Source organism: Acetobacter sicerae, from assembly GCF_011516765.1.
Taxonomy (GTDB): Bacteria; Pseudomonadota; Alphaproteobacteria; order Acetobacterales; family Acetobacteraceae; genus Acetobacter; species Acetobacter sicerae.
In genome coordinates this window covers 94,664-110,693 of the sequence record NZ_JAAABN010000010.1, presented here as the reverse complement: position 1 = coordinate 110,693, position 16,030 = coordinate 94,664, and the positions used below count along the sequence as shown (strand labels likewise).

The following is a 16,030-nucleotide window of genomic DNA, read 5'->3' as shown; positions in this document are numbered from 1 at the left end:
CCCACTGTAAAACACGAAGAATATTTTGATAGTATTTTCAAAAAATTCTTATAAAACGAAGGGTTTTTAAAAGAGAAATATATGGGTCCTTTTGGGTGTCAATATGTTATTGCGAAACGGCCTTCTATAGAAGGAGAAGATCATTTTCACATATTCGTTGGAAGGGCGCTCCGAGGAGCGCGGCCCGTCGTGCATAGCGCGCCTGAAGCGTTGCGATAACATCGCTTTCCCTTATCAGGGGAGCCGCCATGACAACATCCGGTGAAGACGGCAGAGCGGCGACGGACTGATCGTAGTTATCGAAACCACGGCGCGATCCATCGTCATCGGTCAGGGATTCTGTTTCTACACCTTCAGCGAAAATGATGTCCTGGGCACCAATATCGAGATGATAATAGTCCATGGCGGTGACATTTGGCTTGATGAAGATGGTGCGATCATTGATCAGGGCTGCGGCCGGGATGAACCGCTCATCAATGAGGAGCATGTGCAGTTGTGAAACATGCAGATCCCGACGCGGGAGACCATCACCCAGCGCATCGGCCCGGATGACCAGCGGTCGCAGTGCCGCTCCAAGAACCATCTGCCTGTGACTGTACCGTCTGACGGCTTTCCAGCGGAGCGTCGCCATGTTGCCGTCACGTGTCAGAATTCCTGTTCCTTCCAGAATGTTTTCAATCAGCATCGGGCCGAATTCTGTTTCGATCAGGGTGCCCCGGCAGAAACAGGCGACCGGCGCGAGCGTAATGAGGATGTCTTTGCTGTTGGCGAAAAGCGGGTCCGTATCCGCCTGGGACAGAACGAAATCCTTGGTGAAATAGGCATTATCTGCGGCGGACAGGTTGAGGGTGATCGCTGTGCCGTCATCGTCAATCGTCAGAATATCGTCGGTGAAACTGACAGTGTCCGTGTCTGACCATGACGTGTTGAGCAGTTCGATGGAGCCGCCGGATGTCAGATACGTATCACTGCTGATAGCGGCGCTGTCGATCTGGAGAAGAGCGCCGCTGCTGATCGTGGTGCCGTCGACCGTGGCGGCCTCCTCACCCACCAGAACCGCGCCGGACTCGAGGGTCGTTCCCAGTCCGGTGCCTCCGGAACTGATGGTCAGACGTCCGCCGGACAGAATGGTCAGATTGGAGACCGTGCCGCCGCTCTGTACCGTCATTGTTCCGGCGTCAGAAATGGAGCCGTTGAGGACAGCACCATCAGCCAGCGTGATGTGACCGGATGATTCCAGTGTTACGGAACTGGCGGAAGCGTGCGTACCGCTTAGAGACAGCGTGCCATTTTCCACTGTGACACTGGAAGCCTGTCCGTCGTTGAGAACGGTCAGCGTGCCGCCGCCATCAATCGTGGCGCCGGAGGCGATGCCACCCGAGGAGACGATTTCCTGCGCGGTCGCGCCGCTGATCGTATCCGACACCGTGGAGCCGGCGACAAGGGCGACGCTCTGGTCCTCAATCAGCGTTGAACTGGCGATGCCTCCGCTTGCAACGACGAGCGTGGAAGGCGACGTCGCGTCGGTGGTGGCCAGGGTGACGCTGATGGCGGACCCGCCGGGCCCGATGGTCAGCAGGCCGCCGCTGACCGTGCCACCGCTTTCGAGACTGCCGGAAAAGACGCTTTCCTGGCCGCCGGATTCCACAAACGTGCCGCTGCCGACGCCGCCCGAGGAGACAGTCATCACGCCACCGGAAGAGACGATCGCGTTTTCGCTGATGGACGGGTCGCCGACTGCGAGCAGGCCGCCGGAGAGAACCTGTGTGTCGGCGGCGTAACCGTCGTCATCGATTTCCAATGAGCCGCCTGCAAGCGTGACGCTGGAGACCTGTCCGCCATAGATGTGGATGTCACCGCTGTCACTGACGGTCGCGGCGCTGACAATGCCGCCTGCGGAAACAAGGAGTTGTCCACCAGACACCGTCAGATCCTGACCGGAGCCGGTCGAGGCGATTGTGGTGACGGTGTCGGATGACAGTCGGGCCGCGCTGAGGAGTGCCGTATCCGTTACGCTTGTGATCGTGCCGCTGGAGAAGGTCAGGTCCTGGACGAGCGCGCCGGAAGCAAGATGAAGAGACGTGTTTGCGGACAGGACGCCGCCGGAAAGGATGCCCGAACCGGTTATCGTAAGGACGCCACCCTGTGCCGAGAGGTTGTTGACGCTCGCGCCGCTGTCCACGGTGATCACGCCGTTGACGGCATTCAGGCCGGAAACGACAGCGTTGTCTGTGATCTCCAGTGTGCCACCGTCGAGCAGGGTGATCTGCTGGCCCAGCGCGCTGGAACCGGTCAGCGACAGATCTCCGCTGATCGTGCCGCCGCTCTCCATGCCGCCGGACGAAACAATTTCCTGTCCGCCGAGACTGACCAGCGTGTTGCTGCCGACGCCCCCCGAGGAGAGGGTCATTTCGCCGCCAGAAGAAACGATGGTGTTTTCACCAAGGGAGGCGTTGATCGTCATCACGCCGCCGGACAGAAGCTGTGTGTCGATGGCGGAGCCGTTGCTGCTGATTGTCATCGTGCCGTTGACAGAGGCATTGCTCGCAATGGCCTGCTCTTTGACCTGAAGCATGCCGTCTGCTTCGACGGTTGCGGAGATGACTGTAGCGTCCACATCGAACGTGGAAAGACGACCGCCGGACTGGACATCGGCGTCATAGGATGTCGCGCCACCGGTGCCGCTGCTGTAGACATATTCTACGGAGCCGCTTTCGATCGTGTCGCCATAGATCGAACCGTTGTTATAGACTTCGATGTGGCCCCGTGATGCGACGATGCCGGAAACCGTTCCGCCATCGATAAACAGGCCGTAGTAACTGTTGTCCTGAGGGGCAATTGTCACATTATCCGCCGACCCTTTGACGGTGATGCTCGCGTCATTGAGCGTGACGCCGGAGGCATACGCGCTTGAATCCACGACCATGACTTCGTGAGAAACGACGGTGTTATAGGCGGTTCCTCCCGCACTGACCCAGAAAGCATAGTTTATGGTGGTGTCTTCGGGGCCGACGACAGTCGTGTTGCTGGTCACGCCGCCGGAGGAGATCACGGCAGAGCCGAATGCAGTGTCGGTGGCTGTCAGAGTGACGCTGACGGCGGACCCGCCAGAACTGACGGTAAGGACGCCGTCGTCGACCGTGCCACCGCTCTCGATGCCGCCGGAAAACAGCGTTTCGTTGCCACCATTCACCAGCGTGCCGCTTGCCGTACCGCCGCTCTCGACGTCTTCTGAAGTGCTGGCGGAGAGAGTGACCGAAACGGTCAGGCCGCCAGACAGAACGGATGCCGAGGCGTTTGTGTCGAGAGCGGTCTGTTTCAGGATGCCGCCCGATGAGACTGTGGCGGTGGCGCTGTCGCTGATCTGGAAATCGTTGATGCTGGCGCCAGCAACCGTGAGCGACGTGCCGCTTCCCGTAGCGCTGCCGCTTTCCAGTAGCGCACTACCACTGACTGTCGCGGAAGCGCCGCCGCTCAGTGTCGTGGACATGACCGTGCCCTGATCGTAAGCATTCAGCCAGCCGCGGGAATCCACAGTGATATCGGTGACGGACGTCGAGGAGCCATGGACATACAGATAGGCGTAATGCGCCGTGACGTTGCTCGTTGTGCCTCCCGCGAAATTTGCTTCGGCACCCTGCAGCGAGGTGATGGTGGCGTCACTATTGCTGGTGATAAAGGTGACGCCGGAGACCATCCCTCCCTGAATCTGTAATGTGCCCCCATCAGTCACTTCTGTGTCGAGGGCTGAACCCTGCTTAATAATCAGGGCACCACCACTGGAGACAGTGTCGTTCTCGGCCCGGGCCGTGGGAGATGCCAGTTCATCATAGGTATTGGTTGCGCGACCGGCGAAGACACCGGTGGGCAGATTGTAGGCGCCGTTGCCTCCAACGGTGATATTGGTTTCCGTTCCATACTCGTAGATTTCATCGTTATCGCTGATGGAAACATTGGAGATGGAGCCGCCGCTACTCACGATGAGGGTGGCGTAGACGCCGTTGTCAGCCGCAGGACCGCTGAGATCGGCGGACTGCATGATGATATTGGTGGCGCTTCCTCCGGATGACACGATGAGCGTGGCGTCGCCCATCGTGGCGCTGTTCAGCAGGCCGCCGCCTTCGACGATTGCGGCGATGGGACCGCTGATGGAGGTGGCGCTGTCCAGTCCGACGACGTTTGCTCCGTCGGACGTGTAACCACCACTCCTGTAATAGGTTGGCGCCGCGCCGGAATTGAGGAGGATGGCGGACGCCACGCCTCCATCGGCAATATCGATTATCCCGAAGGGCTGGACGATCGCGCTGGAGTCCAGCCCGCCGTTGCTGACGACTTCATGGCCGCCACTGGAGAGGGTCGTTGCGCTGGCGACGCCGCCGGACACGATCTGCAGGGAGCCGCTGTTCTGGACCGTTCCGGAAACACTGTTTCCTGAGATGATCGCGACGCCGCCGCTGCTGACGGTCAGCGCCGTGACGGTTGCTCCATTTTCGACAGTTAGCGGATCCGCAGCCGTAACGGCGGTGCTGGTCGTTGAATCGCCGCTGGAAAGGGTCGTCATGGACAGTAACCTGCGTTTGTGTCTTTCGGGGGTCGTTGCCGTGGGGAATGGTGGACAAAAGGCTCCGAAAAAAAGAAATTTCTGGCTCTGTCTGTCAGGGGTACAGCAAGGAAGTTAATGGAAAGTAGCTTTGCTGGTGGCGTGCGGAGATCGTAATCTGTTGTTGGTTCTTCAGGTCGTGAAGGAAATGGGATCGAGGCAGGCCTTCATTACTGGGCCGCGATTGATCCAGTCAGTCGGGCGCGCTCTGGCGACAGGTGAAACAATGGCGGCGTGTGAAGGGAAAATCACCGGACGGCAGAAGGTCGTGGCTCTGGGCTGGCATCCGCGGGACGATGATGCGGCGAGCCCGGGCCATGTTTCTGAGCCATGTTCCATGATGACCGGGTGACGGGCGGTATCATCCCGGTTGAATGTCTGTGGAACACCTGTCGGTCTGACCTGATCGCGCCTGATGCCCGGAAGGGAGATGCCACCGCCCTTACAGCCGGACGCGCTCTGTGCTATCAGCAACAGTCCTTGATCCACAGCAGGCCGTGCAGGCCGTGACATGACGGAAGAGCCTTGACCGAGAACTCAGACCTGCCCGCCTCGCCCTCCGACCTCGTTCCGGTTGCAATCGAGGAGGAGATGCGCTCCTCCTACCTTGCCTACGCGATGTCCGTTATTGTCAGCCGTGCCCTGCCGGATGTGCGGGACGGGCTGAAACCTGTTCATCGCCGTATCCTTTACGCCATGCGCGAGAGCGGGTTCACGGCGGACAAGCCCTATCGTAAATCGGCCCGCGCGGTTGGTGACGTGATGGGTAAATATCACCCGCACGGTGACTCCTCGATCTATGACGCCATGGTCCGCATGGCGCAGCACTGGTCGATGCGCGTCAAGCTGATCGACGGGCAGGGCAACTTCGGCTCGGTCGATGGCGATAGCCCGGCGGCCATGCGTTACACCGAAGCGCGTCTGGCCAAATCTGCCTCGTTCCTGCTGGATGACATTGATCGCGACACCGTCGATTTTCAGCCGAACTATGATGAGAGCGAGAACGAGCCGACCGTTCTGCCGGCCTCTTTCCCGAACCTTCTGGTCAACGGTGCGACCGGCATCGCCGTCGGCATGGCGACCAATATCCCGACGCATAATCCGGGCGAGGTCATCGACGCCACGCTGGCGATGATCGCCAATCCGGAGATCACGCTCGAAGAACTGATGGAGATCATCCCCGGACCGGATTTCCCGACTGGCGGCATTATTCTCGGTCGTACAGGTATCCGCTCGGCGTTCGCCACGGGACGCGGTTCGGTTGTTGTGCGGGCGAAGGCGGATTTCGAAGAGATCCGTAAGGATCGCAAGGCGATCATCATCACCGAGATCCCGTATCAGGTGAACAAGGCGACGCTTCAGGAGAAGATCGCCGAACTGGTGCGTGACAAGACCAGCGACCGCCATATCGAAGGCATTTCGGATATCCGTGACGAATCGGATCGTTCCGGCATGCGTGTGGTCATTGAGCTCAAGCGTGACGCCACGCCGGAAGTCGTGCTGAACCAGCTCTATCGTTTCACGCAGCTGCAAAGCTCCTTCGGCGTGAACATGCTGGCCCTGAACGGCGGTCAGCCGCAGCTCATGGGTCTGCGCGATGTGCTGTCGGCCTTTATCGCTTTCCGTGAGGAAGTGATCATGCGTCGCGCCCGGTTCGATCTGAACAAGGCGCGTGACCGTGGCCATATTCTTGTCGGTCTGGTGATCGCCGTCGCCAATATCGACGAGGTCATCCGCATCATCCGTGCGGCTCCGGACGCCGCTACGGCCCGCGAGCAACTGATGGCCGCCGAGTGGAACGCCGCCGATGTCGAGCCGCTGCTGGCGCTGATTCATGACGAGGGCAATGTCGTCGTCGATGGAAAAGTCCGTCTGACGGAAGCGCAGGCTCGAGGCATTCTGGAGCTGCGTCTCCAGCGCCTGACCGGTCTTGAGCGCGAGAAGATCCAGAACGAGCTGTCCGAAGTGGCAGTAAAGATCAACGAGCTTCTGGAAATCATCGGCAGCCACATTCGCCGCATGGAAGTCATGCGTGAGGAACTGCTGCTGGCGCGCGCCGAAATCGCCACGCCGCGCGTAACCGAAATTGCGGACTATGCGGGCGATCAGGACGACGAAAGCCTGATCGAGCCGGGCCTTATGGTCGTGACCATCACCCGTGACGGCTTCATCAAGCGCACGCCGCTGGAAATCTTCCGCGCCCAGAATCGTGGCGGTCGTGGTCGTACTGCCGCCGGACGTCGTGGCGACGACATCGTCGTCCGCTCGTTCAACGCACATACCCACCAGTGGGTGCTGTTCTTCTCCTCGGGCGGCAAGGCCTACCGTGAGAAAGTCTGGCGTCTGCCGGAGGCCAGCCCGACCGCGAAGGGCAGGGCGCTGGTCAATCTGCTGCCCGACCTCGGCGGCGACGAGATCACGGCGGTTCTTCCGCTGCCTCAGGACGAGGAACTGTGGGATGCGCTGCATCTCGTGTTCGCCACGGCGAGTGGCGGTGTGCGGCGTAACCGTCTCAGCGACTTCCAGAACATCCGCTCTTCCGGCCTGATCGCCATGAAGCTGGATGAGGGCGATCGCCTGATCGGCGTGGCGACCTGCCGCCAGGGTCAGGACGTGTTCCTCGCCACCCGCAAGGCGCGCTGCATCCGTTTCCAGATCACCGACGAGACGCTGCGTGTGTTCGCGGGTCGCGGTTCGACAGGCGTGCGGGGTATCCGTCTGGCGGAAGGCGATGCGGTCATCAGCCTTTGCGTGCTCAACCATGTCGAAGCCACGGTTGAAGAGCGGCAGCTTTATCTGCGTGCGGCCAACGCCAAGCGTCGTGCTGAAAACGCCGCTACGGATGAGGCGGATGTCGAGGAAGTCGGCGCCGAGGCGGAAGAGGCTGTCCTTGCGGAAGATTCCGCGCTGTCGCCCGAGCGCTTTGCCGAGCTGGAAGCTGCCGAGGAAATTCTCCTTACGGTGAGTGACGGTGGCTTCGGGCGTCGCTCATCGGCCTATGATTACCGCGTCAGTGGACGCGGTGGTCAGGGCATCGCCAACATGACGTTCTCCTCTAACAAGCGCGGCTCCGAAGTGGTGGCCACGCTCCCCGTTCTTCCGGGTATCGACGTGATGCTTGTCACCAATGCCGGTCGTTTGATTCGCGTTCCGGTCGATCAGGTGCGAGTCATGTCGCGTCAGGCCAGTGGCGTCACGCTGCTGCGTCTGGACGGTACGGAAGCAGTGACCAGCGTGTTCCCCGTTCTGGAGGATGACTCCTCCGACGGCGATGACGATGCTGGCGCGGATGGGGAAAGCGCGAGTAATGAAGGCTGAGAGACCCGCACGGGTCGGATTCTATCCGGGCACGTTTGATCCTGTGACATTCGGGCATCTGGATGTCATCGAGAGAGCGGCCCGGCTGGTTGACCGGCTGGTGATCGGCGTCGCGGTGAATGCGGGTAAAAGCCCGCTGCTGTCCATTGAGGAGCGTGTCGCGTCCATTGAGGAGGCAGTGCCACCGCTGGCGGAACGGTCCGACTGCGAGATTGTGGTCATGCCCTTCAACGAACTGCTGGTCGACGCGGTGCGACGCTCCGGTGCGACCATGATTGTCCGGGGGCTGCGGCTTCTGGTGGATTTCGACTATGAGGCGCAGATGCTTGGCGCCAACCGGCGGCTCGCGCCTGAGATCGAGACGATTTTCCTGATGGCGTCAGAACGGACACAGTTCATCTCCTCGCGGATGGTGCGGGAAATCGCCCATTATGGCGGCGATATCAGGGAGTTCACGCCGCCGGGGGCGGCTGCGCGGGTGACTGCACGTCTGGGGCGCTGATTCCGGAACTTTGCGATTCGGGCTTTGTGCCGTAAGCCGTTCGGAGCCGGTGCTTCTGTCTGTGCGGAGCGCCGGGTTCCTGTACGTGAATGGATAGGCACATGACTGACAAAAATGATATTCTGAACATGGATCTGGCTAGCGGACGCGTGGTGATCCGTCTGCGTCCGGATCTTGCTCCTCTGGCCGCCGAGCGTATGCGTACGCTGGCCGCCGAGGGCTTTTATGACAACACGCCGTTCCATCGCGTGATTGAGGGCTTCATGGCGCAGGGCGGCGATCCGACCGGCACCGGCACCAGCGGCAGCAAGCTGCCGGACCTGAAGGCCGAGTTCACCCGTGCGGCGAAGTTCGAGCGTGGCACGATCGGCATGGCGCGCACGATGAACCCGGACAGCGCCAACAGCCAGTTCTTCATCATGTTCGAGCCTTCCCCGCATCTGGATGGCCAGTACACCATCGTCGGTGAAGTGACCGAAGGCATGGATCTGGTCGACAAGATCAAGCGCGGCTCCGGCGCAGGCGGCACCGTCAAGGATCCGGACAAGATTCTGAAGATGCGCCCAGCCTCTGCTGAAGCCTGATTCAGAGGCCTGATTTCAGGTTTTTATGGCGATGGCTGTTGACATGAGCGGCAGCCATCGTTACCCGATTGCCCGTGGCGAGCCGGTAGCTCAGCCGGTAGAGCATTCGACTTTTAATCGAATGGTCGTGGGTTCGAGTCCCACCCGGCTCACCATTATTCCAGAAAAATAAATCCTCCGTTCCTGCGTGTCATAACCGTGGAATGTGCAATGTTCCTCCTGGCCATGACGTGCGGCTGGATGAGCTTTGTGTGCTGCTCTGCCGATTCCTGCCGGAATCCTCATTTGCGGCGTATATCTCGTGAAATTAGATGATTCTTAAGCCTCACACCTTACCTGTGGGTCCCATAGCCGACTGTATCGACAGAACCTTCTGTTGATGAAACGGGGATGTGTGACTGCCTGAGCGCAGACATGTCCCGTCGGAGGTGAGGTCACGCAGTTTCGGGGAACGGATGGCGGAAGAAGCTGAGACGGCTGGTGCTGAGGCACCGCCTCCCAAAAAGAGCAAGAAGAAGCTGGTGATGCTTGTTGGAGCATTGCTGGGTGTCGTGCTGCTTGGTGGTGGCGGATGGTATTACAAACAACATGCTGCGCGTGAGGTGAAAAAAGACGTGCCGGTTGTGCAGGAGGAGCCGTTTCTCGTCGATATTCCGACAGTGATCTCCAATCTCGAAAGTTCATCGGGACGACCGGTCTTCGTGAAGCTCACGGCCAAGCTACAGGTAAGGGGCGCGACCCAGCAGCAGGTCATGGCGCAGATGCCGGAGGTGCAGAATATCTTTCAGTCCTATCTGCACGAAAGTTCACAGGCAGATCTGAACGGTAATGGAATCTATCGCCTGCGTGAGGCCCTGCTGGACCGCATTGCCATACAGCTCGCTCCGATTGAAGTGAGAGATATTCTCTTCACGGAGTTTCTGATCCAATGAGCGGTGCGCAGGACACGGTCAACGCTTCCATCCCGCGCCCGGAGCCGACAGCGGCTCTGAATGAGCGCAGTCGGGAAGAGGAGGCCGCAGCCTCGGCGGACAGTGAAGCCGGGCAGGATGGCGGGGATGAAGGCGCTTTTGAGCGTCCTCTGGACCAGTCGGAAATCGATGACCTTCTTGGCAGTGTTCTCATGTCGGATGAGAACAAGGAGCCGGTCAGCGGGCTGGAACGGATCATCGGCGCGGGGCTGGTGGCCTATGAACGCCTGCCGATGCTTGAGGTGGTTTTTGACCGTCTCATGCGCATTGTGTCCACGTCCCTGAGAAGTTTCACGAATGACAACGTGGAAGTCTCTCTGGACGGGATCAGTTCGCTGCGGTTCGGTGACTATCTGAATTCGGCGAGGACCTCCTCCATTTTTGCGGTCTTCAAAGCGGAGGAGTGGGAGAATTACGGGTTGATGGTGATTGATTCATCACTGACCTACTCCATGGTGGATGTGCTTCTCGGGGGGGCGAGAAATCCTCGGCCGCTGAATGTCGAAGGGCGCGCGCACACCACGATTGAACGCGCTCTTGTCGAGAAGATGGTCCGGATCGTCCTCGCGGATCTGAGCGCAGGATTCGATCCGATCTGTGCTGTCAATTTCAAGTTCGAGCGGCTTGAAGTGAGCGCACGGTTCGCCACGATCTGCCGTACGTCAAACGCGGTTTTCATGGCGCGGATGCGCGTGGAAATGGATGACCGTGGTGGAAATATCGATGTCATTCTGCCGTATGCCACGCTGGAACCGGTGCGCGAGCTTCTGGTGCAGCAGTTCATGGGAGAGAAGTTCGGCAGGGACCCGGTATGGGAAACCAACCTCATCGACCACCTCCAGGACACGGATATCGTGCTTGATGCGGTTCTCTCTGAGCAGACCATGAAATTTTCCGAAGTTTCTGACCTGAAACCGGGATCTGTTCTTATTCTGGAACAGGAAATTGGAGCGCCAATTGATCTTCGATGCGGATCTGTTTCTCTTTTTATGGGGAAATCGGGCCGGAAAAAAGAACAGATGGCCATAAAGATTGAAGAAGACCTTCTGGTTGCCCGTACAATGTTCCAGTCCCCGGAAGGGGTGTACTCCTGATATGGAGGGTATATTATGACTGCATCTGAATACACTATTGAAATAGCGCTTTGCATTCTGCTTGGTTTCGGAATTTTCTACAGTATTCACCTTGGACGGGCTCTCGCCGTGTTGCGCAGGGATCGCCGGGAACTGGCCGATCTGGTGGCGCGTCTGGATGAGAGCGGGCGACGCGCTGAAGATGGCGTGGAGAAACTGCAGACGGCAGGAGAAGTCAGCGGTCGTTCACTGGGGCGCATGATCGATCAGTCCCGGATGCTGCAGGGTGAGCTTGAAGCTCTTTCCACAAGAGCGGACTCGGTAGCCGAACGTCTGGAAACGTTGATTCGTGAAAACAAGTTTCCTGAACAGGAAAAAGCTGTCGTGGAAGAAGTGACGCCTGCGCCGGCTGCGGTCGTGTCGCCCGATCAGACTGCGAATGTTGAAAGAGGCGCATTACCGTCTCTGCCAGCCAGCCCCACACCGGGCGTTCGTCCTTATGAACAAAGACTGCGCCAGCGGACGGCGGCCGAACAGGATTTGATCCGAGCGTTACGGATGAGCTAGTCGAATGCCGAAACTGCCTTTTTCCCGTATTTTTCAGCTCTCGTCCTGCCTTATGGGCGGACTGCTGTCACTGAAGCTGTATCTTCTGACGAGTTCACTCCTGTTCGCCAATACGCCTGACGGGGCGGCGGCGATTGCAGCGCAGGGAAGCAGTCAGGCTGCGGGAACAACTGGGTCCGCACCTTCTGTCAGTAGCGCAGGCGCTGCTCCGGCCTCTGCGCCGGAGGGTGGTGTTTCAGCAAAGTCCGGTAACGAGCAGGCTCACGCCGTGAAATCTCCCTGTTCCGAAGGAATGACCTGTATCGGGCAGCAGAATAAACCTGAGCTGGACGTCGACCATAAAGCCGATGAAGCACGGACAGGACTGCTGCAGGATCTGGCGGGTCGTACGAAGCAGCTCGATCAGGAAAGTAAAAGTCTTGAAGAATTAAAAAGAAGCATTGATGCGTCCCAGGCCGTTCTGGAGCAGCGGATGCAGAAATATTCAGAACAACAGGCTGTTGTCAAAAATCAGGCAAAACAGAAGCAACAATTAAGCGATGCTGATGTTGATCGTCTGGTGAAAATTTATGAGGCAATGGCGCCACGGGATGCCGCATCCATTTTCAATGTACTTGATTTTCAAGTAGTGGTACCGGTGATGACAAAAATGAACCCGAGAAAGGCTTCTGCGATTCTAGCGGGAATGGTGCCTGAACGGGCGATGATGGCTACACAGTTGCTTGCCGGTGTACCGCGCAGGTCTCCTGTGGTTCGGATTGGATCAAACGGCTAGATCGTTTGAAAACTGGATTATATGCCGTGACTTCAGTTTTATAGGAAGTCGCATGGCGGAGCGGGAATAAGGCGTGCGGATTAGATTCTCTTTGACGTTATGGCTTGCAACGTGCCTGACTTTTCCCGTTTCTTCTTATGCAGAAGAGTCGAGCACTGCGGCGCGCCTGCTTGTGCCGCATGATAATGAAGCAGTCACTCCGCCAGCAGATGGATCTGTTGCTGTTTCAGAACAGCCGGTTGTTCGCCATTCTGTTCGCAGACACAGGAGCAGGAAGGAAAAACCTGCGGCTCCCCCTGTCCCTGCTCCCTCTGCCACCGAGAAGGCGCAGCCATCAGCGTCCACCGGAAACCTGCCAGAAGGCTGGCGGTCAGAGCGTTTCAGCACGCAATCCGATGTTGAGCCACAGAAACCGGCAGACAATGCACCTGCGAAAACGAACGGGCCTTCTGTAGCTCCAGCGAAAGCTCCTGCACCTTCGTCGCCGGAAGAAAACAAGGCTGCCGCCGTCAACAAGATCTTTCTGCCTATGGGAGACGGAGCGGGCATCGGTGCGTTCTGGAGCGGGAACGATTTTATCATTGTTTCTGACCGTGCCACGCAGATGGATACCTCGGCCCTGCAGGGAACGGGCGTGTTTTCTGCCGCGACAGTTCAGACCGTAGGCAACACAACGATTGTCGCCTTTCATTTCAATCAGTTGATTCCACTGGAAATGCATAAACAGCCGGGTGGCTGGATTCTGGCTGTCAGGGCGGAAAACGAAGCAAGGCGTCACGCCGTGATTACGCCGCAGACGAAAGATGGCGGTCTTCTTTATCCCATGCCGCAGTCGGGGCGTGTGATTGAACTCTCCGATCCTGCATCGGGTGCCCGTCTGCTTGTGGCGACATCCGTGGAGGAATGTCCCGGTCCCCTGCTGCGTCGTCATAAGCTCGGTTACGAAATCTGGCCTTCGGTGCAGGGACTGGTTTTCGCCCTCGAATCTGACCAGATCGAAGTGCGCAAAGGAAATGGGGGCGCCTTTCTCGATATTCTTGGCAAGGACGGCATTCCTGTGGCGTCAAGTGCCGAGGGTGCTGTGGCGGATGATCGGGTGGACTGGTCTTGGCTCGGATTGCGCTCCCTGAATCCCACAGTGCTGAAGGAAGACTACCGTCGCCGCTGGACGCAGGCGGCCATGCAGCCTCCTGAAAACCGTGGCGAAGCCCGGTTGGAAGCAGCCAGAGCCGCCTTCGCGATGGGCGATGCACGAGAAGCAAAGGCGATTCTCGGAACGGCAATCGAAGATAATCCGGAACTGGCTCTTCAGCCCAACGTGACATTTCTGCAGGCTGCTTCCAGCCTGCTGACTGGGAACGCCGAGGCGGCATCGGCTCTGGCAAATCCGGAGGCGGGTTCTGACGGCGTGCTCTGGCGGGGGCTCTACATGGCCCGGAGTGGAGGAAATCCGGCCAAGGCGGCAACCCTGATGGCGCAGGGTTTCTCAAATCTGCAGAGCTATCCGGATTCTTTGAAAAAGCAGATTCAGCCGGAAGTGGCGACATTCATTGCACGCTATGGTTCGGATGAAGATCGTTCCGTGCTCGAACCGCTACCCGCTGAGGGACGTTTTGATCTTGCCCGTGCTTTCATGACTTTGAAAGCGGGCGATCAGGACAAGGCGCTGACGATGTTCTCGCGCCTTGCTTCCGACAGGAAACCGGAAGTCGCCGTTGTAGCAGCCGAACAGGTTCTGGACACGAAGCGCTCCGCTGGTCGTATTCGTCCGGCGGAAGCTGCCGCCGGATATGAAAAACTGCTCTTTGCGGCCCGTCAGGCGGGAGTTGAGAAGGAGGTCAGGCACAATCTGATCGCAGCGCTGATGCAGGCCGGTGAATGGCCAAGAGCGCTCATCTCGGTCGATGACGATCTGCGTCTGTTCCCGGAAGATCGCATTGCTCTTGCGCCTCAGATCGAGCAGATTCTGCAACATCTTGCGGAGTCAGACGGTCAGGCGGGTGGGGCGAAACCTGTTGAACTGATTGATGCGGTTGCCATGATCGAGAGCCACATCGATCAGATACCGGATGGTCCTGCCAAGGGAAAGATTCTGGCTGGCCTTGCGCGCAAGCTGCAGGGGCTTGGGTTGCCGGGAAAGGCAGCTATTGCCTTTGAACGGGCGCTGCCTCTCGCCTCTGACGATGCGCAACGTGCAGCGTTGGGTGCCGAACTGGCGCAGGCTGATATTGATGCGCAGCGTCTGGGGCAGGCGCGTCGGGCTCTGGATGAAACACAGGATCCGGGAGCGGACGCGACGCTGGCATCGCGTCGACGTGTGATTACGGCAGGCCTTCTGGCCCGGGAGGGCAGTCGTGATCAGGCGTTGCAGCTTCTGGCGGAGGATGAAAGCGATGCTTCTCTTGATCTGAAAGGCCGCATTCTGGAAGAGCAGCGTAATTGGCCGGAAGCAGTGCTCGTGGTTGGACGGCTTGCGACAAAGAATCTCCCGGAAGTGGGCTCTCTGACTCCCGAGCAACAGCAACTCGCCATCCGTCTCGCAACAGACGCCGCCCGCGCCAATGACTGGAGTACTCTGGATCGACTGCGTGAATGGGTGGGGGGGCGACGGATGAGCACCGAGCGTCAGCGCATCTTCACGCTTCTCGTCACATCCCCGGAAGATGAATTACGCAAACGTGCGCAGCTTCAGTGATCATCAGGGTCTGCAGGAACAGCCGGACATAAAGATTTTTCTTTATAGATGCCTGTCCTAAATAACGCCTGAGTAGATCACAAAGAATAGAAGAAAACAGCGTGTTGCCGTGGGTGCGATACACCGATGTTTTCGTGCGATCGAGTAGCTGCCAGACACTTACGTCACTGACGGCATGAATTTTATTCGCTATTCTGTCGCTTCCCGTGTGGCTGCACAGTGCGAAGTGCATTCAGCACCTTAGATTTATGTCTGAAAGTCGTGTTTTGCCTGATTCTGTCTTGTCTCCCGGAACCCGTGGTGAAGCCCCGGTCCTTTCACGTCGTGAAGAACGCAGACGACAGACGCAGGATGCCCTGATCGAGGCTGCGATGCGGTTGCTTGCCGAGAAGGGATTCGAGGGAACGACAACTGACGAAATCGCTGCTGCTGCCGGTATTTCCCGACGCACGCTGTTTCGCCACTTTCCGACCAAGGCGGATCTGGTTACGGCCTGGACCCAGCAGATGACGGACGTTCTCAGTGAACGGGTGCAGGCCTGTCCTCCCGAAATGTCGCCGCAGGAGGTGATCCGGGTCGCGCTGGAGGCTGTCGTTCCTCATATGGCCAAGACCCGGGAGGAGGCGCTGGCCTTTGTCCGCCTGATTGAGCAGGACCCCGGCCTGCGGTCCGTCAGCCTGCATAAATATTCCTGCTGGGAGGACAGTCTGGCGACCGTGCTGGAACAACGCCTTCCGGACATTGAAGGCAGGGCCCTGGCGGCGAGAGTGGCCGCCCGATCGGGCATTGCCGCTTTCCGGACCGCTGTTGATGAATGGATCCATGTGAAAGGACGCGTCGGGCTGGTGACCCTCATCCGGCGCGTGCTCGCCCTGCAGATCGCCTGCTTCAGGGACGACTGACGCACGTCGAAAAACAGGAACGGGTTTAATAAACCGGGATCAA

General features: G+C 58.7%; 12 protein-coding genes and 1 tRNA gene. 10 read left to right on the top strand and 3 right to left on the bottom strand.

Annotated features, from left to right (window positions below):
* Window positions 1-124 precede the first annotated feature (124 nt).
* Both GVI59_RS12235 and GVI59_RS12230 read right to left on the bottom strand, forming a co-directional pair.
* Window positions 125-4,561 carry a Hint domain-containing protein gene (locus GVI59_RS12235; protein WP_173574492.1) on the bottom strand — a complete coding sequence of 1,479 codons (4,437 nt, stop codon included), beginning with the start codon at window positions 4,559-4,561 and terminating at the stop codon, window positions 125-127.
* 171 nt (window positions 4,562-4,732) lie between these two features.
* A complete protein-coding gene (locus GVI59_RS12230; RefSeq protein WP_173574491.1) occupies window positions 4,733-5,113 on the bottom strand; it encodes a hypothetical protein in 381 nt (126 codons plus the stop codon).
* Between the two features lie 12 nt (window positions 5,114-5,125).
* On the opposite strand from GVI59_RS12230, the gene gyrA reads away from it, so the two are divergent.
* From gyrA to GVI59_RS12190, 8 genes are all read left to right on the top strand, one after another.
* Window positions 5,126-7,918 carry a DNA gyrase subunit A gene (gyrA, locus tag GVI59_RS12225; protein WP_173574490.1) on the top strand — a complete coding sequence of 931 codons (2,793 nt, stop codon included), beginning with the start codon at window positions 5,126-5,128 and terminating at the stop codon, window positions 7,916-7,918.
* A complete protein-coding gene (coaD, locus tag GVI59_RS12220) occupies window positions 7,908-8,420 on the top strand; it encodes a pantetheine-phosphate adenylyltransferase (RefSeq protein WP_173574489.1) in 513 nt (170 codons plus the stop codon). Before gyrA ends, coaD begins: the two co-directional genes overlap by 11 nt.
* A gap of 101 nt (window positions 8,421-8,521) precedes the next feature.
* Window positions 8,522-9,004 (top strand): peptidylprolyl isomerase, encoded by a 483-nt coding sequence (locus tag GVI59_RS12215; RefSeq protein ID WP_173574488.1) that lies wholly within the window; start codon window positions 8,522-8,524, stop codon window positions 9,002-9,004.
* Window positions 9,005-9,083: 79 nt separating this feature from the next.
* A tRNA-Lys gene (locus GVI59_RS12210) sits at window positions 9,084-9,159 on the top strand.
* Window positions 9,160-9,459: 300 nt separating this feature from the next.
* On the top strand, window positions 9,460-9,936 hold the full coding sequence (locus tag GVI59_RS12205; RefSeq protein ID WP_173574487.1) for a flagellar basal body-associated FliL family protein: 477 nt from the start codon (window positions 9,460-9,462) through the stop codon (window positions 9,934-9,936).
* Window positions 9,933-11,069 (top strand): flagellar motor switch protein FliM, encoded by a 1,137-nt coding sequence (gene fliM / locus GVI59_RS12200; protein ID WP_173574486.1) that lies wholly within the window; start codon window positions 9,933-9,935, stop codon window positions 11,067-11,069. The genes GVI59_RS12205 and fliM overlap by 4 nt, the downstream gene beginning before the upstream one ends.
* Before the next feature lie 15 nt (window positions 11,070-11,084).
* On the top strand, window positions 11,085-11,615 hold the full coding sequence (locus tag GVI59_RS12195) for a DUF6468 domain-containing protein (protein ID WP_173574485.1): 531 nt from the start codon (window positions 11,085-11,087) through the stop codon (window positions 11,613-11,615).
* Window positions 11,616-11,667: 52 nt separating this feature from the next.
* Window positions 11,668-12,390 carry a MotE family protein gene (locus tag GVI59_RS12190; protein ID WP_242013076.1) on the top strand — a complete coding sequence of 241 codons (723 nt, stop codon included), beginning with the start codon at window positions 11,668-11,670 and terminating at the stop codon, window positions 12,388-12,390.
* Window positions 12,391-12,584: 194 nt separating this feature from the next.
* On the opposite strand, the gene GVI59_RS19055 is transcribed toward GVI59_RS12190, so the two are convergent.
* Window positions 12,585-12,725, bottom strand: coding sequence for a hypothetical protein (locus tag GVI59_RS19055; RefSeq protein WP_242013075.1), 141 nt, complete (start codon window positions 12,723-12,725; stop codon window positions 12,585-12,587).
* A gap of 194 nt (window positions 12,726-12,919) precedes the next feature.
* Between GVI59_RS19055 and GVI59_RS12180 the strand changes: the two genes are divergently transcribed.
* Entirely contained in the window at window positions 12,920-15,085 is a 2,166-nt protein-coding gene (locus GVI59_RS12180; RefSeq protein ID WP_242013074.1) for a tetratricopeptide repeat protein, read from the top strand.
* Window positions 15,086-15,366: 281 nt separating this feature from the next.
* Window positions 15,367-15,987 (top strand): TetR/AcrR family transcriptional regulator, encoded by a 621-nt coding sequence (locus GVI59_RS12175; protein ID WP_232876820.1) that lies wholly within the window; start codon window positions 15,367-15,369, stop codon window positions 15,985-15,987.
* Window positions 15,988-16,030: the final 43 nt, after the last annotated feature.